Raw genomic sequence first — 16,779 nt, 5'->3', positions numbered from 1 at the left:
ATGAAAGATGAAGGTAAGACCATCTGTAAAACCGATTTGTGAAAAATGTAAGGTTATTCGCCGTAAAGGAAAAGTAATGGTAATTTGCGAAAACCCTAAGCATAAACAAAAACAAGGATAAAGAATAAGGAGGTGCACGTTATCTATGGCACGTATTGCTGGTGTAGATGTTCCGCGTGATAAACGCGTGGTTATTGCATTAACGTATATTTACGGAGTTGGTAAATCAACTGCAAAGAAAGTATTAGAGGATACTGGAATCGATGAGAACACTCGTGTTCGTGATCTAACAGAAGAAGAGTTAGGTCAAATTCGTCAAAAAATTGATAGCTATAACGTAGAAGGTGATCTTCGTCGTGAAGTTTCCTTAAACATTAAGCGTCTAATTGAAATTGGTTCATATCGTGGTGTACGTCATCGCCGTGGTTTACCTGTGAGAGGTCAAAAAACAAAAAACAACTCACGTACTAGAAAAGGCCCTAGAAAAACAATGGCTAATAAAAAGAAATAATATAAAGGAGGTATGTTAATCTATGGCACGTAAAACTAATACACGTAAACGCCGTGTGAAAAAGAATATTGATACAGGTATAGCTCATATTCGCTCTACTTTTAACAACACAATTGTAACGATTACTGATGTCGCAGGTAATGCCGTTAGTTGGAGTAGTGCTGGTGCGCTTGGATTCAAAGGTTCTCGTAAATCAACTCCTTTTGCTGCTCAAATGGCTGCAGAAGCAGCAGCTAAAGCAGCCCAGGATCATGGTTTAAAGTCCTTAGAGGTTACGGTAAAAGGACCTGGTGCTGGTCGTGAAGCAGCCATTCGCTCACTTCAGGCAGCTGGTTTAGAAGTAACTGCCATTCGTGATGTAACACCAGTTCCTCACAATGGTTGTCGCCCGCCAAAACGTCGTCGAGTATAATAACAGTATATTATTTGTTAATCTGTCTATAATGGTTTATGATAGCTGAATAGAGTATTCACAATTTTTTCTATTGACACCATTACAAAAGGCAGACATAGTATCACAATTGCAGAGTGCAGAAACGGGAACTGCCTACCTGGGGAATTTCGGTTAGACATGTGTCTAACCGGGGTTTCGACGTTTTAAAGGAGGGTTAATGAATGATCGAAATTGAAAAGCCAAAGATTGAAACAGTAGAAATCAGTGATGATGCTACTTATGGAAAGTTTGTTGTAGAACCACTCGAACGTGGATATGGTACTACACTCGGTAACTCCTTGCGTCGTATCCTATTATCTTCACTTCCTGGCGCTGCTGTGACATCTGTGCAGATAGATGGTGCACTTCATGAATTTTCAACGATAGAAGGTGTAGTTGAAGATGTAACTACCATCATTTTGAATCTTAAGAAGCTTGCCCTTAAGATTTATTCTGATGAAGAGAAAACGCTAGAGGTAGATGTACAGGGAGAAGGAAAAGTTACGGCTGCAGACATTATTTTTGATAGTGATGTCGAAATATTGAATCCTGATCTTCATATCGCTACATTAGGTGAAAATGGTCACTTGAAAATGCGTATTTCGGCAAAGAGTGGTAGAGGATATCGACCAGCAGATTCCAATAATCACGAAGATCGTCCTATTGGTGTAATTCCAGTTGATTCTATTTTCACACCAGTTTCAAAGGTAACCTATCAAGTAGAAAATACCCGTATCGGTCAAGACTCTAATTTTGATAAGCTTACTTTTGATGTGTTAACAGATGGAAGTATTCGTCCGGAAGAGGCGGTATCATTAGGAGCAAAAATCTTCACGGAGCATATTAATATTTTCGTTGGATTAACAGATGAAGCGAAAAATGCTGAAATTATGATCGAAAAAGAAGAAGACCAGAAAGAAAAAGTGCTAGAAATGACAATTGAAGAACTAGATTTATCTGTTCGTTCTTATAACTGTTTAAAAAGAGCTGGCATTAATACAGTTCAAGAACTAGCTCACAAATCAGAAGAAGATATGATGAAGGTTCGTAACCTTGGACGCAAATCTTTGGAAGAAGTGAAGCATAAATTAGAAGATTTAGGACTTGGTTTACGAAACGAAGATTAATATATACATCGTTAAGAGAAATAAGAGCGAAGGAGGGAATTCTCATGGCTAGAAAGTTAGGACGTACTACTGATCAACGTAAAGCATTGCTTCGTGGTTTAGCAACAGACCTTATTATCCATGAACGTCTGGAAACAACAGAAGCAAAGGCGAAGGAATTACGTTCTGTAGTAGATAAAATGATCACACTTGGAAAACGTGGTGACTTACACGCGCGTCGTCAAGCTGAGTCATTCTTATACAAAGCAGAAGCAAATGAAAATGAAGATGCTTTACAGAAGCTATTTAACGATATCGCAACACGCTATGAAGATCGTCAAGGTGGATATACTCGCGTATTGAAATTAGGACCTCGTCGTGGTGATGGAGCGGCAATGGCGATTATTGAGCTTGTTTAATTAATTATATAGCTTGGCAGGAAGGGGCAGGAGTCAATCTCTTTAAGAGGTGTATCCAAGCCCTTTTTTTGTACGTTAGAAAAGTATAAAATCGACGTAGCTGAAATTTTTAGGTGCCAAGTATAAGTAAAATTAGGCATTCGCCAGAGGACGAACGAATGCGAGTTTTTCTAATATGTTAGAAAAGCTAAGGATCTATGAATGGAGGATTTTTCTCAACTAGAAAGTTTCCAAACAACCAATTTACTATATTTACCAAATTACTCCGGTGTAACGCAACCATGTTACAATAGATAGTGTATTTCCTGGGAAATATCAATAAGGAGAATATATAATGACAAAAATCGAGTTTCGGAATGTTTATTTTCGTTATCATGAGGATCAGAACTGGATAATCGAAGCCCTTAATTTTACGATAGAACCTGGTGAGAATGTGGCCATTATTGGACATAACGGTTCAGGGAAATCTACTATCGCAAAACTAATGATGGGATTAGTTTACCCTCAAAAAGGGGCAATATTTGTCGACGGACAAAGAGTTACGGAGGATCATATTTGGGAGATTCGACAAAAAATAGGAATGGTATTTCAAAATCCTGAAACTCAATTTGTTGGCACTACTGTTAGAGATGATGTGGCATTCGGGTTGGAAAACAGAGGAGTACCTAGGGTTGAGATGGTCGACCGCATTAAAAAGAGCTTAATCGATGTAGGGATGGATGATTATACATTACATGAGCCACATCATTTATCAGGAGGACAGAAGCAACGGGTTGCGATAGCTGGTGTTATGGCAACAGAACCTGATATTGTGATTCTAGATGAGGCGACTTCTATGCTTGATCCGATAGGTAGACAAGAGATAGCAAAGGTAATTAGTAGGATTATAAAGCAGCGACGAATGACGACAGTATCGATCACGCATGACGTTAAGGAGGTCATGCAAGCAGATCGAGTGATCATACTAAAGGGAGGTGAATTATACCAATGTTTAACACCAAGGCAATTGTTGGCAGGAGAGTATGATTGGGATTACCTTGGATTAACGAAACCATTTGTACTATCCGTTAAAGAGGAATTTGAGAAATATGGATACCAATTCGAGCATACACCACTAAATCATGAGGAGTTAATCGATGCCTTATGGACATACTATTCAAAAACGTAAATTATACCTACCAAGCAAACACACCTTTTGCATTCAAGGCACTAAAAAATATTAGTTTTACTATCCCCTCTGGAAAATATATGGCGATCATTGGACATACAGGCTCAGGGAAATCTACTTTGCTTCAACATATTAATGGACTGCTATTGCCGACAGAGGGAACAGTTAAAGTTGGTGACTATTTACTGGAAAAGGGAAGAAAATCAGATCTAAAGGGCTTGAGACAAAAAGTAGGGATTGTCTTTCAGTATCCTGAGCATCAATTATTCGAAGAAACGGTAGAAAAGGACATTTCCTTTGGACCAAAAAATTTTGGTGTAGCTGAAACCGAAATAAAGGCTAGAGTACGAAAAGCTATTACAGACGTAGGGTTAACGGAAGAGATTCTTGCTAAATCCCCCTTTGAGCTTAGTGGCGGTCAAATGCGAAGAGTTGCGATTGCAGGTGTGCTCGCAGTAGAGCCCGAAATCCTTGTTCTAGATGAACCGACTGCTGGACTTGACCCTAAAGGGCAAAAGGAAATTATGGAATTATTTTATCATTTACATAAACAAAAAAATAGAACGACTATCCTAGTGACACATCATATGGATGATGCCTTTACTTATGCGGATCAAATCCTTATATTAAAAGAAGGCGCCAAATTGATGGAAGGGACACCAGATCAAATTTTTCAAAAACGTGATCTTCTGACAAGCGTCCAATTAGGTTTACCGGAAATATTAGCATTTGTAGAAACCGCTAATAAAAAATTCCCCTTTCCGATTGAATATAATGGACAATCACTTGACTTACTAGTAGAGGAAATAGAAAAGAAGTTAAAGAGGGCAAAACAATGAAATCGTTTATGGTTATTGGACAATATGTACCTAGTAGATCTCCTTTACACCTGTTAGACCCTCGCTTTAAGTTATTATTTATCTTTGGATTTGTTTTTATCGTTTTTTTAGCGAATAATGCTGCTAGTTATGCCTTATTAACCATTTATTCTTTCAGTTTTATCATCTTATCAAGACTCCATATCAGGTATGTACTAAAGGGAATTGCCCCAATATGGTTTTTTATTCTATTCTCCTTACTTTTTCATCTCTTTTTTACGAAAGAGGGAGAGTTGCTCTACCAGCTTGGTTTTATTTCCATTTATGATGGAGGATTGATAAAGGGAGTTACAATCTCCTTACGCTTTCTACTGCTCATTATGGTAACTTCTTTATTAACACTTACAACAACTCCAATGGAAATAACGGATGGTATAGAAGCATTGCTAAAGCCTCTTAAAAAATGGAAAGTACCTGTTCATGAGCTCGCTCTCATGATCTCGATCTCGTTACGGTTTATCCCGACATTAATGGACGAATTAGAGAAAATCTCAAAAGCACAAGCATCCAGAGGGGTAGATTTTAAGACAGGCTCATGGAAAAGTAGAATATATGCAGTTATCCCTTTACTTGTTCCGTTATTTATCAGTGCGTTTAAACGTGCGGAGAATTTAGCGATTGCAATGGAAGCAAGAGGTTACCGTGGGGATGTTGGAAGGACGAAACTAAGAAAATTACAAATGACAAAGCTAGACTACATGGCAATCTTCGTAGTTCTAGCTTTAGCGGGACTTTTCTTTTGGATAAGAGAATGACAGAGGTGGCAAATAGATGAGACTAAAAGCAATAATTAGCTATGATGGCACATACTTTTCTGGGTTTCAGATTCAGCCTAAAGGACGGACGGTTCAAGGAGTGTTGGAATCAAAGCTAGCAAAGATGCATAAAGGAAAGCCTATTCGAATCGTCGCTTCAGGGAGAACGGATCAAGGTGTCCATGCGGTCGGCCAGGTGATTCATTTTGACTCCCCCTTACAAATACCAGAAGGAAACTGGAAAAAAGCTTTAAATACGATGCTTCCAGATGATATTCTTGTAAAAGAAGTACAACAGGTATCTCCTGACTTTCATGCGCGTTTTGATGTAGAAACAAAAGAATATCGCTATTTTATATTGCAGGATGAAGAGATGAATTTATTTCAACGCCATTATGAGTATTTTGTAAGAGAAGCACTCGACCTTGAAGCGATGCAGCAGGCATGTCAATACTTAATGGGTACACATGATTTTACGTCTTTTTGTGCTGCGAATACGAATGTCAAGGGAGAGAAGGTACGTACGATTACAAATGCTAGCTTTGAGAAAACTGGGAACCGTCTGGTGTTTCGCATTAGAGGAAATGGGTTTTTATACAACATGGTACGTATCCTTGTTGGTACGCTTTTGGAGATCGGGAAAGGCAAGCGAACAGTGGAGGATTTAAGCACTATTTTAGAAGCTAAGGATCGTTCAAAAGCAGGTAAAACAGCCCCACCACACGGGTTGTATTTATGGGAAGTAAATTACGGAAATCGATAAAGATATGGTGACAGACAATTTCGAAAAACACCCTTGACCTTAACGCAACGTAAAGGTTTAAAATGAATATTGTCAGGAGGGTTGGTGATGGAATATACCGTAAGCCAATTAGCAAAATTGTCTGGTGTTAGCGGCCGCACACTACGATATTATGACCAAATTGGTTTGTTAAAGCCTGCTAGAATAAATGATTCAGGCTATCGAATTTATAGAGCAAGAGAAGTCGATATCCTGCAACAAATATTGATCTTCCGGGAATTAGATATCAGCCTGGAAGAAATAGATGCCATTCTCCATCAGCCAGGCTTTGACGAAACAGAAGCTTTAAAACATCACTACAGAAATTTGCAGGAAAAACGCAACCGTCTTGACAATATTATCGCAACCGTTGAAAAAATGATTGCGTCAAGAGAGGGTGGAGACCAAATGTCAGATCAAGAGAAATTTGCTGCGTTTAAAGAAAAAATGATCGAAGAAAATGAGCAAAAATATGGACAAGAAATTAGAGAAAAATATGGCGACAGAACGGTAAATGAAAGTAATGCCAAACTCAGAGAAATGTCTCAGGAAGACTACCGAGCTCTTAAGCAAGTAGAAGAGGAAGTGTTTGCATTACTCAAGCAGGCATATGAAACAGGTGACCCTGAGTCTGATTTAGCACAAGCATTAGTGTTAAAGCATAAAGAATGGTTAATGTATTCATGGTCATCGTATTCAAAGGAAGCGCATGCCGGCCTTGCTGAAATGTATGTGGCAGATCAACGATTTACAGCTTATTATGACAAGTATGTAGAAGGTGGAACGGCCTTTTTACGGGATGCGATCGTAAGTTATGTGAATAATTCGTAGGCTAACTGGAATTAGTAGAGATTTCGATTTCTGCTAATTCCATTATTTATGTAAGAAATGTAATTTTTTCTAATGGTATTCGGTTCTGGCTATTGACTTTGCGTTCAATTTGTTATATTATGATCTATGGCATTTTATTTTCTATACCACGAATAGCCCCGGAAAGTTACTCGTGTTAGAATATAAATCGGAATGAAATTAGAATTTAGATAATGGATTCACAGATATAGGAGGTTAACCAATCATGCGCACAACTTTCATGGCAAATGAAGCGAATATTGAACGCAAATGGTTTGTTGTAGACGCTGAAGGTCAAACGCTAGGTCGTTTAGCAAGTGAAGTTGCTTCTATCCTTCGCGGTAAGCATAAGCCAACATATACACCGCATGTTGATACTGGTGATCATGTAATTATTATCAATGCGGAAAAAATCGAACTTTCAGGTAAAAAACTTAGTGACAAGCTATATCGTCGTCATACGAACCACCCAGGTGGATTAAAAGAGCGTACTGCAGGCGTAATGCGTGAAAAATATCCTGAGCAAATGTTAGAAATAACAGTAAAAGGAATGTTACCTAAAGGAAGCCTAGGACGTAAAATGGGTAAAAAATTGCACGTATATAGAGGCGCTGAACATAAACATGAAGCACAAAAACCAGAAGTTTACGAACTTCGCGGATAATTAAAAGGAGGTAACTCATAGTGGCACAAGTACAATACTACGGTACCGGACGCCGTAAAAGTTCAACTGCACGTGTACGTTTAGTTCCAGGTACTGGACGTATCGTTGTAAACAGTCGTGATGCGGAAGATTACTTCCCATACGAAACACTTCGTACAATTATTAAACAACCTTTAGCAGCAACTGAAACTGAAGGAAGCTATGATGTATTAGTAAACGTTAATGGTGGAGGTTTCACTGGTCAAGCTGGTGCAATCCGTCATGGTGTTTCTCGTGCATTATTAGAAGCAGATCCAGAATACCGCTCTACATTGAAGCGTGCTGGATTCTTAACTCGTGACGCTCGTGCGAAAGAACGTAAGAAATACGGTCTTAAAGGCGCTCGTCGTGCACCACAGTTCTCAAAACGTTAAAAAACCTTATATACCAAGGGTTTGCCCTCTTTGCACTTATGGAGCAGAGAGGGCTTTTTCGTGTCCATATTTGGAATTGAATACCCTTTGAAAACTCCAAGCTAATTTCTGAAACAGCTCGGCAGTTTTCTCCTTCGTTTCCTCAGTCACATGGCTGTTCTATCGCTTTCTTCCACTTTTTATGGTAGTAGTTGTAATAACTCATTTTGGCGTTTCAAAGAGATATCCGAAAGATTTGCAAAAAAAGTTCCCCAAACCCGTTTATTTTCGTAATAGGGCTCTTCCCTTCTACAAAAAAATACATAATTTTAACATTTTCCCTACATTCATTTAACATACAGTCCCTAAAGTGAATTAGTGTGGTTAAGTGATTTAAAAATCTGCAGCAAAAAAGGAGAAATGAAAAGGTATGAAATTCATGAAAAAAGTCTCGATAATACTACTACTTGCAGTTCTAACTATGGCATCTTTTGAACTTCCTGTTCAGGTCGCTAGTCAATATTCTGAAAAGGAGCATTCAAAACCTGCAAAGCCACAAGGGACTACTGAAGAAATAAATACAGATCCTCCTGAAGTTGAGCAACCTTTACCGGCAGTAGATAATGGTGGAAATGCTAACGATCCTATCTTAAAGAATATAGCTAGAACTAATCCTTTTATCAATATTTTAGATGGTTTTGATCAAATATGGTCTCTGAATCAACCAGATTGGAGAGACGGAACTGCGTTAACTATACCAGGTGCAAATGGTGAGATTGCAAAATATGGTGACGGACCTACCGTTTATTTTGATGGATATAAAAATGATAAGACAAAGGTAATAGCAGATAAGAAGACATATGCTAACGAAGAAATCAGAAATCCGAGGACTTGGGAAGCTAATATAAAATATGTAGAAGAGGTTACTAAAAATAGAACGAATGAAGAGGCGTTAGCGGCCTACTATGATGATCAAAGAGATAAGGTATATAGTATGATGGAAGCTTATGGACCTTTAGCGAATGCCTACGTAGAGATTGTTAACCCGATCACAAGTGTTGTCAGATCATCAGAGGACATGGATAAAGTATTGGAAGAATCGACTGTTGAAGACCAAGCCCAAGGGATGGGACAATGGGAGGGATCTGCACTAGAAGATGCGATGGATTTAGTTCATTTAATTAGATTTAGCAATCCTTCTTCGTCTAATCCTTCTAAATACTTTTTTTCTTCTCCAAGACCTTACAGAATGAATTCAAATGGAGAAGTGAAAGAAGTTGTTGATGAGAACGGTTTACCTGTTTGGGACACAATCGGCAGTGGTGAGAGTACAATAGAAGAATTACCTTCAGGTGGTAAAAAAGAAACAGGAGAAAGACATTACCAGCAATATGAAACGAATGTGGAAGTAATTCCTGCATTAGAATATGTAAAGAGAAAAGCAGAAGACGGGAGAGGTAAAGACGGAGCCTTTCCAAGCGGGCATACAAGTGCATCTTATTTGTCAACATTCGGATTTGCATATGCAACACCAGAAAGATATGCTGAATTTCTAACAAGAGCAGCCCAAATGGGAGAAAATAGAATAGTGACCGGCATGCACTCTCCGCTTGATGTTATAGGAGCAAGAATACAAGCTACAGCAATGACTGCCTACGCATACAATCTTTCAGAAAACCAAGAGGTATTGGATAAGGCTTATCAAAATGCAGGAGAAGTATTCGGTGAATTAGCTGCATCAAAAGAAATGAGCTTGTACGAATATGCACATACAGTAACAGAGGATTATACGTTTGAAAGTGCGTACGATGAAGAAAAGTGGGAGGATCACGAAGCAAATAAAGCATTCTATCGGGAAAAACTTACATACGGATTACCTCAAACAGGCACAAAAGGTTTAGACCCTGTAGTACCTAAAGGGGCTGAAGTTTTATTGGAAACTCGTCAGCCCTATTTGACCGATAAACAACGTAGAGAAGTATTGTATACCACAGAAATTGAATCAGGCTACCCTGTAATAGACGAATCAAATGGTTGGGGCAGACTTGATTTGGTAACAGCATCTGATGGATATGGTGCGTTTTTAAGCAATGTAACAGTGAATATGGATGCTTCAAAAGGAAGGTTTAATGCCCATGATTGGTGGAGAAATGATATAACTGGCAGTGGTATGCTTACCAAGCAAGGGACAGGAACACTTACATTGACAGGAAATAATAGTTATTCAGGAGGCACATTGCTAGAAGGAGGAACGTTAGAAGCTACTTCTGAGACTGCTTTTGGTGAAGGCGATCTTTATGTGGAAGATGGTACAGTGTTAGTTAATGTAGATGAACCTTTGAATGTAAATGGTAACTTCACAATGGAAGCTGGAAACCTTGATATTGCAATGGATAATGACAAAACGCAACTAAATGTAGATGGACTGTTATACCTTGATGGTGGGGATCTGAATTTGGATCTTTCTAATTATGAAATAGACAAGGCAGCAAATATTACTTTAATGACCGCCGACAAGGTGGAAGGTAAATTCGATAATGTAACTGCAGATGATTACGAGGTAACTGTCACTTATAACCATAATAGTGTCGTTGCACATATCAAAGCAATCGATACTTCTGATCCAGTTTTACCAGATCCTGAAGACTCCGAAGATTCTGAAGATCCAAAAGACCCTGTCGATCCAGAAAATCCTGAGGATCCAAAAGACCCTGTCGATCCAGAAAATCCTGAGGATTCAAAAGACCCGGAGAAACAAACCAGTGTTACCTTAACACCTAACGTTACCAATGGCGAAGCAACGATCGTAACAGACTCGCTCTATCAGCTAGCTGATCAAGGTGAACTAAGGATAGATTTACGAGGTCATAATGATTCTGTTAACCTAGCATTTAATTCTGACCAAATAAAATGGCTGAAGGAGCATCGTATAACGATCATCATTCAGTTAAAAAATGTAAGCTTGCAACTAGCTGCCTCCAATTTCACTAATGGATCCGATGCAGCAACCATCCAGTTAGAGCGTTTAGCTGACATTGATCAAGCATTGAGTGTGGTCTATGACTTTGAAATCAAACAAGGCGAAAAACAATTGGATACCTTCGACGAAAAAGTGACACTGACTTTTTCTGTTGATAGCGACAAAGTAAAGGATAAAGATCAGGTGCAACTGTTCTATTGGAATCCAGAACTCGAAGAATGGGAAGCAATCGGGGGAGAATGGCATGATGGAAACGTGAAAGCACAAACCGATCACTTCAGCACCTATACCGTTTTTGAACAGGAAACAATGGAACAACAGCCTGTTACGGAAGACGGACAAAAACTACCGGAAACTGCCACTACGACCTTTCAGTACTTATTAGCAGGGTTTTTACTCTTCTTAAGTGGCGTGTTCTTCCTCATCATGAGAAGAAGAAAAGCTTAATCCTTTATGTAGAGAAATATGAAATTATCACACTAATTAGAAAGAGGCTAACTATTGACTTTAAATAGTTAGCCTCCTTCTTTTTTGTTTAGACAGCAAAGAAATTCACTGTCGTTGAATGGGGAGTTCAAAGCGTAAAAAGTAGGTCAATAAAAGATTGATAAAATTTCAGAACCCATTCTTGGAATTAGAAAGTATATTTCTCAAAATTATTCTTTAGGATTAAAAATTAAAGCAATATAACTAATCAAAGCAAATAGGATAAACATGGCTTCATAACCTAGAAGCCCAGCAACCGCTCCTCCAATGAATGAACCAAACACTTGACCTAAAGCTAATAGTAAAAATGGTAAGCCTAGACCAAGTGAGGAATTTGTTTTAAAGATATGGATGCCCCAAATGATCAAAACACCTGTCATAAATATATAGGAACTACCAAAAGAAATCGCTGATAGAGCAACAGGAAGAATATTTGTAAATAAACCTAATAATAAGGAAGAAGCTCCTAGCAAAATAACACTTATTCGGTAGGAGGATAATAATCCAATTTTCTCACTAAAATATCCAGCAAATCCTCCTAATACGCCTGCTATGCCAATAATGATCCAAAATACTTGAATCAGAGCTTGTGGGAGGTTCTCCATTTGAAACAACAAATCTCTTGAAAACGTCCAATAATGTGCACTCGATGCGCCTAAGAGCAAAGAAGATAAGATTAAGGGATAAGCATGAACAAGCTCCTTTTTTGTCACATGAAAGGCTTGTGTCTGATGAGTTTTGCTCGTATCCTTTGTCTGAGGAATGACCTTATAATTAAGTATCAATATAATAATCGATATTAGTGTAAACAGAAGGTATGTCATTCTCCAGTTGCTAGCCAAAAAGATAACCATACCCCCTGTTAATGCAGTTCCCAAACTAGTACCTGCATTAATCCACGTATTTGTTGTAGAACGCTTATCCTGATCTACCCATTTCTTTATCACATCTGCATAAGGTGGAGAAGATAGCCCCGTGCTTAGGCCAGCAATAAAGATACCAATACCAAGAGCTAGTGAGCTATTGGCTATGGATATGATACTCATTCCTATAGCTGCTGCGATCCCTGCTGTTAAAATCATCATACGGGAACCAACTTTTTGCATATATAACATTGCTAGGACAATCGCTATACAATATGCCAAATACGATAACGAAGAAAGCACTCCTGCCACAGATGGATTAATCTCTAAAGACTCACGTAGATAAGGGAGAACTAATCCATAACTAAACCTTGCAAAACCATAAGTTACCGCAATCATAGGTAAACCAACCATGATTAATTTTTTTGAATTCATTAACAACACCTCTTTTTATATAGAACGATCATTATATTTTTTGGTAAAAAGAGAAAAAGTCTTCGACGGACTTTTCCTGTTAGTTGGTATTACGTCCTACTACTCGACACTTAAATGAAGCCCCATAGACTTTATAGAATTTATGAATGCCATAGCCACTTCATCAACATTTAAGGTTTCCGATAAAGCTGTAGCTCCTTCGAATAATAACACTAATTGTGCAGCCTCACTATGGTCGAAGCCAAGCTCTTCAAAAAAATCCAGCAAGGATCTTTTATGCTCATTTACGTATTGGACAATCTCATAATTATCATTTGAAGAAAACTCTTCTTTCGCCCTTAAAAACATGCATCCATTCGTGTCATGTTTTCGAATCCAATCAATATGGGCTTCTGATAGGGACAATATAATGGAGCTTTTAGCATTCTTAACAGATGATTTCAAGATAGAAAAATATTGCTCTTCTCGTCTTTTTAGCACTTCAAGGATGAGGTCTTCTTTTGAATGAAAATGGTTATATAATGTCATAAGAGCTACATTTGATTCTTCAACAATTCTTTTTAAGCCAACACCGTGAAAGCCATGTTTATAAAATAACTGTTCCGCATGTTCCATTATATCTTGCTTTTTTTTGCTCATGAAGAAAACACCCCTTATATAGAACGATCATTCTATTTATAACATAAAAGTATCTTAATGACAACAATACTAAACTTTCAATCGAAACTTAATAATCCACTATAAACTGTGATTATTATGGATAGAATTATTCTTTTAAAAATATCTTAAATATTCCTTGACTAGAATATTCCTTTGGTGGTATATTATAAATGTAACACGGAGTAGATAGTTACTCCATCAATCGGAAAGGACAGATGAAATGAAGACGACCACGTTACATGCACTTGCCGAGCCTAACCGATTACAGATTGTCGAACTCTTAAAGAATGGTCCGCTGACAGTAGGGGAAATTGCTGATCAACTAATGCTTCGGCAACCACAGGCTTCGAAGCACCTTAAAAAACTCAGTGACGCGGGGATTGTCGAAGTCCAAGCGGTTGCGAATCGAAGAATTTACAAGCTTCGTCATGAACCATTTCAGGAAATGGAGGCTTGGCTTACGACATTCCAACAAATTTGGGAACAACGACTTGATCGCTTGGATGAATACTTAGGAGAGCTTCAAAGAAAAGAAGCGTCGCGTGATAAGGAATAAATCTTTTTGTAATTATAGCATTTATCTAAAAGATGAATAGCTATGAACTAATATAATCCAAGGAGGGCAATAGCATGCCGAATAATGTAAATACTAAAATTACCTCGAAAGTGGAAGGGAAGGATTTGGTTCTAGAACGCACTTTTGATGCACCAAGAGAGCTTGTTTTCCAGGCGTTTTCAAAGGCAGAACACTTGGAGAAATGGTGGTCGACGGAAGGATGGTCCACTCCAGTATGTAATGTAGACTTTCGACCTGGAGGAGTATGGCAGTACTGCATGAAGTGTACGGATGAAAATCAAGAAGAGTATGGAATGGAGTCATGGGGAAAGGCTGTCTATCAAGATATTCAAGAACCAGAAAAAATTGTACTCATTGATTCATTCTCTGATGCAGAAGGTAACATTCTAGAGGATATGCCTTCTACTAAAATGACATTAACCTTCATCGAACAAGACGGAAAAACAAAACTAGTAAGCAGATCTGAGTACCCAACAGCTGAAGAACTTCAAGCCGTTTTGGATATGGGTGTACTTGAAGGAGTCACTCAAACTTGGGATAAGCTGGCTAGCTTGTTAGAAGAATTACAAAAATAATTATTTAGTAATGTTTAGGAAATACTTCTCTGTGGAAAAGTAAGAATGTAGCAAACAATAATACTTTAAGAGGAGTGTTTCTACAAATGGCAAAAATAGCAACCGTTATTACCGATTATTTTGAAGATGTGGAATATACAGATCCTGCAAAAGCATATAAGGATGCAGGACATGATGTGGTAACAATTGGTGACGAAACTGGCAAAAAAGTGAAAGGAAAGCAAGGGGATGCTACCGTAAAGATCGATAAAGGGATTGATGAAGTATCACCAGCTGATTTTGACGCACTATTTATCCCTGGAGGGTTTTCCCCTGATATACTAAGGGCAGATGATCGCTTTGTTTCATTTGCCAAGCATTTTATGGATGAAAAAAAGCCCGTATTTGCAATCTGTCATGGGCCACAGCTGTTAATTACCGCGAAATCGTTAGAAGGACGTGGAGTGACCGGCTATAAGTCGATTATGGTCGATTTAGAATATGCTGGAGCTAAGGTACAAGATAAAGAGGTTTTCGTTTGTCAAGACCAATTAGTCACAAGTCGCCAACCGGATGATATTCCAGCGTTTATCAAAGAGTCAACTAAATTATTGGCATAATGATACTACTCATAGGCTTTAGCCTATGAGTAGTTTTTTCTACTAATGACCTGCGTCAACGGCTTATTGCTTTTTTGCTACGTAATGGCTTGTGTTCTTCGTTCTGTTGTTCATATTCTATATTTTGGAAGGCACGATACCCAAACCACATCAAATTTAGGCAAAATAAACTCACACAAAGTAATGGTATTAATCCAGAGAAGAACCAATACATACAGAAAACTACCACACTGCCCAGAATCATCATGATGGTAATCGGCAGCTGGGTAATACCGATAATCAAGGCATATTTAAAATAATGCCATAACGGAACCTCGAAATGCACGTATACCGGAAAGAAATACAGCAATATAATCGCATACAATACTCCTAAAGAGAGTGTGATACCTAAGAGCAGCTGAAACGGAAATGATGGAAATGCTTTTAATAGTATGATATCCATTCGCAAAATAATGGCTGCCACTAGAAAGATCAATCCACATAGATTTGCTCTCAAGAACTCCTTTTGAAAATACTGCCGAAAAGTGGGAAATACCGCAACAATTTCCTTACCTTGAATCCACTGACGTAAAATAGCAAATAAGCTCACGGTCGCTGGCATGATCCCAAATACTACTAAACCTATAATCGTAAAGCATATCCATAATAGGTTGAGATAGACAAGTCGGATTACCCATACACCAGCGTTGTAAAACACATTTAATAAACCATTTAACTGCATGCTGATCAGACCCTTTTCTCATAGAGTAGGTTTTGTTCATTGATGGTTAACCTTTGACTGCACCGATCGCAACACTGCCGATAATCCGCTTCGAAAAAATCGCAAATACAATGATAATTGGCAGGACAGATAAGGCAACCCCTAAGTACTGCACGCCATAGTTAGAGCCATAATAGCCTTGCAGCATTTGTACAAGGACTGGTAATGGATACTTTTCATTAGAGAACAGTAGTACCAATGGACTGATGAAATTATTCCAAGAACCTATAAAGGCAAAGATACCTAGTGCAGCTAGAGCTGGTGCCAGCATAGGAAGTATAATCCGATTAAACGTTTTGAATTCACTAGCCCCATCCATCCGCGCAGACTCAATGACCTCATCAGGAATGGTTCCATCAATAAATTGTTTGACAAAAAATACGGCAAATGCATTAGCAGCAGCTGGTAGGATAAGAGCGGCATACGTATCGAGTAAATTCAGGATATACATAATCCGAAATGTCCCGACTAGACCTAATTGCTGAGGAACCATCATCGTAGCTAACACAAACCAAAACAATACTTTGTTACCTTTAAATTTGTATTTCGCAAATCCGTATGCATTGAGTGCCCCGAAATAAAGGGTAAGTGCCGTTGAACAGCCTGCTATAATAAAGCTATTTAAGAACCCTCGCCAAATATTAATGTTTTCTGTCATATTTTGATAATTGTCAATCAGTGCTTCCCCTGGGAAAAAGATAAATTGGGAAGCAATATCTGCATTTGTATGGGTACCATAAACGATCATAATATAGAACGGAACAATACAAACAATGGCAAGTAGTATGAGAAGTATATGAATGATAATGTGGCTAGGCTTGATTCTTTTCGATTTTCTTTTGTCATGAATGGCTTCCACTTTTGTTTCTGAGATCATTCTATTTCCTC

General features: G+C 38.3%; 20 protein-coding genes. 16 read left to right on the top strand and 4 right to left on the bottom strand.

What is annotated here, in order from left to right; all coding sequences use genetic code 11:
- The first annotated feature begins 7 nt into the window (after nucleotides 1–7).
- The 13 genes from rpmJ to DLJ74_RS20930 all read left to right on the top strand — a co-directional run bounded on the left by rpmJ (nucleotide 8) and on the right by DLJ74_RS20930 (nucleotide 11,383).
- Nucleotides 8–121 carry a 50S ribosomal protein L36 gene (rpmJ, locus tag DLJ74_RS15335; RefSeq protein WP_003156543.1) on the top strand — a complete coding sequence of 38 codons (114 nt, stop codon included), beginning with the start codon at nucleotides 8–10 and terminating at the stop codon, nucleotides 119–121.
- 24 nt (nucleotides 122–145) lie between these two features.
- On the top strand, nucleotides 146–511 hold the full coding sequence (gene rpsM, locus DLJ74_RS15330; RefSeq protein ID WP_054861113.1) for a 30S ribosomal protein S13: 366 nt from the start codon (nucleotides 146–148) through the stop codon (nucleotides 509–511).
- Nucleotides 512–533: 22 nt separating this feature from the next.
- The gene (gene rpsK / locus DLJ74_RS15325) at nucleotides 534–923 is read left to right on the top strand and encodes a 30S ribosomal protein S11 (RefSeq protein WP_054787909.1); all 390 of its coding nucleotides are present in this window, start codon (nucleotides 534–536) and stop codon (nucleotides 921–923) included.
- Between the two features lie 203 nt (nucleotides 924–1,126).
- Nucleotides 1,127–2,071 (top strand): DNA-directed RNA polymerase subunit alpha, encoded by a 945-nt coding sequence (locus DLJ74_RS15320; RefSeq protein ID WP_054787908.1) that lies wholly within the window; start codon nucleotides 1,127–1,129, stop codon nucleotides 2,069–2,071.
- A gap of 44 nt (nucleotides 2,072–2,115) precedes the next feature.
- Nucleotides 2,116–2,469 (top strand): 50S ribosomal protein L17, encoded by a 354-nt coding sequence (rplQ, locus tag DLJ74_RS15315; RefSeq protein WP_054787907.1) that lies wholly within the window; start codon nucleotides 2,116–2,118, stop codon nucleotides 2,467–2,469.
- Nucleotides 2,470–2,803: 334 nt separating this feature from the next.
- Nucleotides 2,804–3,637 carry an energy-coupling factor transporter ATPase gene (locus DLJ74_RS15310; RefSeq protein WP_109985129.1) on the top strand — a complete coding sequence of 278 codons (834 nt, stop codon included), beginning with the start codon at nucleotides 2,804–2,806 and terminating at the stop codon, nucleotides 3,635–3,637.
- Nucleotides 3,613–4,476: an energy-coupling factor ABC transporter ATP-binding protein gene (locus DLJ74_RS15305; RefSeq protein WP_109985128.1), complete on the top strand. Its 864-nt coding sequence runs from the start codon at nucleotides 3,613–3,615 to the stop codon at nucleotides 4,474–4,476. The genes DLJ74_RS15310 and DLJ74_RS15305 overlap by 25 nt, the downstream gene beginning before the upstream one ends.
- Nucleotides 4,473–5,270, top strand: a complete 798-nt coding sequence (locus tag DLJ74_RS15300) for an energy-coupling factor transporter transmembrane component T family protein (protein ID WP_109985127.1) — start codon at nucleotides 4,473–4,475, stop codon at nucleotides 5,268–5,270. Before DLJ74_RS15305 ends, DLJ74_RS15300 begins: the two co-directional genes overlap by 4 nt.
- Before the next feature lie 16 nt (nucleotides 5,271–5,286).
- A complete protein-coding gene (gene truA / locus DLJ74_RS15295; RefSeq protein WP_109985126.1) occupies nucleotides 5,287–6,033 on the top strand; it encodes a tRNA pseudouridine(38-40) synthase TruA in 747 nt (248 codons plus the stop codon).
- 87 nt (nucleotides 6,034–6,120) lie between these two features.
- Nucleotides 6,121–6,882 carry a MerR family transcriptional regulator gene (locus DLJ74_RS15290; RefSeq protein ID WP_109985125.1) on the top strand — a complete coding sequence of 254 codons (762 nt, stop codon included), beginning with the start codon at nucleotides 6,121–6,123 and terminating at the stop codon, nucleotides 6,880–6,882.
- Between the two features lie 244 nt (nucleotides 6,883–7,126).
- Nucleotides 7,127–7,564 (top strand): 50S ribosomal protein L13, encoded by a 438-nt coding sequence (gene rplM, locus DLJ74_RS15285; protein WP_054861108.1) that lies wholly within the window; start codon nucleotides 7,127–7,129, stop codon nucleotides 7,562–7,564.
- 20 nt (nucleotides 7,565–7,584) lie between these two features.
- Nucleotides 7,585–7,977 carry a 30S ribosomal protein S9 gene (rpsI, locus tag DLJ74_RS15280; RefSeq protein WP_054787905.1) on the top strand — a complete coding sequence of 131 codons (393 nt, stop codon included), beginning with the start codon at nucleotides 7,585–7,587 and terminating at the stop codon, nucleotides 7,975–7,977.
- A gap of 409 nt (nucleotides 7,978–8,386) precedes the next feature.
- Nucleotides 8,387–11,383: a phosphatase PAP2 family protein gene (locus DLJ74_RS20930; protein WP_109985124.1), complete on the top strand. Its 2,997-nt coding sequence runs from the start codon at nucleotides 8,387–8,389 to the stop codon at nucleotides 11,381–11,383.
- 209 nt (nucleotides 11,384–11,592) lie between these two features.
- On the opposite strand, the gene DLJ74_RS15270 is transcribed toward DLJ74_RS20930, so the two are convergent.
- Both DLJ74_RS15270 and DLJ74_RS15265 read right to left on the bottom strand, forming a co-directional pair.
- Nucleotides 11,593–12,720: an MFS transporter gene (locus DLJ74_RS15270; RefSeq protein WP_109985123.1), complete on the bottom strand. Its 1,128-nt coding sequence runs from the start codon at nucleotides 12,718–12,720 to the stop codon at nucleotides 11,593–11,595.
- A 99-nt stretch (nucleotides 12,721–12,819) separates the two neighbouring features.
- Complete coding sequence (locus DLJ74_RS15265; RefSeq protein ID WP_109985122.1) at nucleotides 12,820–13,359, bottom strand: TetR/AcrR family transcriptional regulator; 540 nt, start codon at nucleotides 13,357–13,359, stop codon at nucleotides 12,820–12,822.
- Nucleotides 13,360–13,600: 241 nt separating this feature from the next.
- Between DLJ74_RS15265 and DLJ74_RS15260 the strand changes: the two genes are divergently transcribed.
- The 3 genes from DLJ74_RS15260 to DLJ74_RS15250 all read left to right on the top strand — a co-directional run bounded on the left by DLJ74_RS15260 (nucleotide 13,601) and on the right by DLJ74_RS15250 (nucleotide 15,131).
- Nucleotides 13,601–13,936 (top strand): ArsR/SmtB family transcription factor, encoded by a 336-nt coding sequence (locus tag DLJ74_RS15260; protein ID WP_054861104.1) that lies wholly within the window; start codon nucleotides 13,601–13,603, stop codon nucleotides 13,934–13,936.
- A gap of 74 nt (nucleotides 13,937–14,010) precedes the next feature.
- Nucleotides 14,011–14,532, top strand: a complete 522-nt coding sequence (locus DLJ74_RS15255) for an SRPBCC domain-containing protein (protein ID WP_109985121.1) — start codon at nucleotides 14,011–14,013, stop codon at nucleotides 14,530–14,532.
- Nucleotides 14,533–14,618: 86 nt separating this feature from the next.
- The gene (locus tag DLJ74_RS15250) at nucleotides 14,619–15,131 is read left to right on the top strand and encodes a type 1 glutamine amidotransferase domain-containing protein (RefSeq protein WP_109985120.1); all 513 of its coding nucleotides are present in this window, start codon (nucleotides 14,619–14,621) and stop codon (nucleotides 15,129–15,131) included.
- A gap of 55 nt (nucleotides 15,132–15,186) precedes the next feature.
- Here DLJ74_RS15250 and DLJ74_RS15245 read toward each other — a convergent pair whose 3' ends face one another.
- Together DLJ74_RS15245 and DLJ74_RS15240 are read right to left on the bottom strand one after the other, a co-directional pair.
- Entirely contained in the window at nucleotides 15,187–15,852 is a 666-nt protein-coding gene (locus tag DLJ74_RS15245) for a YesL family protein (RefSeq protein ID WP_054861102.1), read from the bottom strand.
- Between the two features lie 46 nt (nucleotides 15,853–15,898).
- Nucleotides 15,899–16,768: a carbohydrate ABC transporter permease gene (locus DLJ74_RS15240; RefSeq protein ID WP_109985119.1), complete on the bottom strand. Its 870-nt coding sequence runs from the start codon at nucleotides 16,766–16,768 to the stop codon at nucleotides 15,899–15,901.
- Between the last annotated feature and the right edge of the window lie 11 nt (nucleotides 16,769–16,779).

The organism is Gracilibacillus dipsosauri (genome assembly GCF_003176895.1).
GTDB classification, from domain to species: Bacteria; Bacillota; Bacilli; order Bacillales; family Amphibacillaceae; genus Gracilibacillus; species Gracilibacillus dipsosauri.
This window is presented reverse-complemented; position numbering and strand designations above follow the sequence as displayed.

Coding starts and splice junctions, on each gene's coding strand:
- rpmJ (WP_003156543.1), top strand. CDS start 8: ATGAAGGTAAGACCATCTGTAAAACCGATTTGTGAAAAATGTAAGGTT.
- rpsM (WP_054861113.1), top strand. CDS start 146: ATGGCACGTATTGCTGGTGTAGATGTTCCGCGTGATAAACGCGTGGTT.
- rpsK (WP_054787909.1), top strand. CDS start 534: ATGGCACGTAAAACTAATACACGTAAACGCCGTGTGAAAAAGAATATT.
- DLJ74_RS15320 (WP_054787908.1), top strand. CDS start 1,127: ATGATCGAAATTGAAAAGCCAAAGATTGAAACAGTAGAAATCAGTGAT.
- rplQ (WP_054787907.1), top strand. CDS start 2,116: ATGGCTAGAAAGTTAGGACGTACTACTGATCAACGTAAAGCATTGCTT.
- DLJ74_RS15310 (WP_109985129.1), top strand. CDS start 2,804: ATGACAAAAATCGAGTTTCGGAATGTTTATTTTCGTTATCATGAGGAT.
- DLJ74_RS15305 (WP_109985128.1), top strand. CDS start 3,613: ATGGACATACTATTCAAAAACGTAAATTATACCTACCAAGCAAACACA.
- DLJ74_RS15300 (WP_109985127.1), top strand. CDS start 4,473: ATGAAATCGTTTATGGTTATTGGACAATATGTACCTAGTAGATCTCCT.
- truA (WP_109985126.1), top strand. CDS start 5,287: ATGAGACTAAAAGCAATAATTAGCTATGATGGCACATACTTTTCTGGG.
- DLJ74_RS15290 (WP_109985125.1), top strand. CDS start 6,121: ATGGAATATACCGTAAGCCAATTAGCAAAATTGTCTGGTGTTAGCGGC.
- rplM (WP_054861108.1), top strand. CDS start 7,127: ATGCGCACAACTTTCATGGCAAATGAAGCGAATATTGAACGCAAATGG.
- DLJ74_RS20930 (WP_109985124.1), top strand. CDS start 8,387: ATGAAATTCATGAAAAAAGTCTCGATAATACTACTACTTGCAGTTCTA.
- DLJ74_RS15270 (WP_109985123.1), bottom strand. CDS start 12,720: ATGAATTCAAAAAAATTAATCATGGTTGGTTTACCTATGATTGCGGTA.
- DLJ74_RS15265 (WP_109985122.1), bottom strand. CDS start 13,359: ATGAGCAAAAAAAAGCAAGATATAATGGAACATGCGGAACAGTTATTT.
- DLJ74_RS15260 (WP_054861104.1), top strand. CDS start 13,601: ATGAAGACGACCACGTTACATGCACTTGCCGAGCCTAACCGATTACAG.
- DLJ74_RS15255 (WP_109985121.1), top strand. CDS start 14,011: ATGCCGAATAATGTAAATACTAAAATTACCTCGAAAGTGGAAGGGAAG.
- DLJ74_RS15250 (WP_109985120.1), top strand. CDS start 14,619: ATGGCAAAAATAGCAACCGTTATTACCGATTATTTTGAAGATGTGGAA.
- DLJ74_RS15245 (WP_054861102.1), bottom strand. CDS start 15,852: ATGCAGTTAAATGGTTTATTAAATGTGTTTTACAACGCTGGTGTATGG.
- DLJ74_RS15240 (WP_109985119.1), bottom strand. CDS start 16,768: ATGATCTCAGAAACAAAAGTGGAAGCCATTCATGACAAAAGAAAATCG.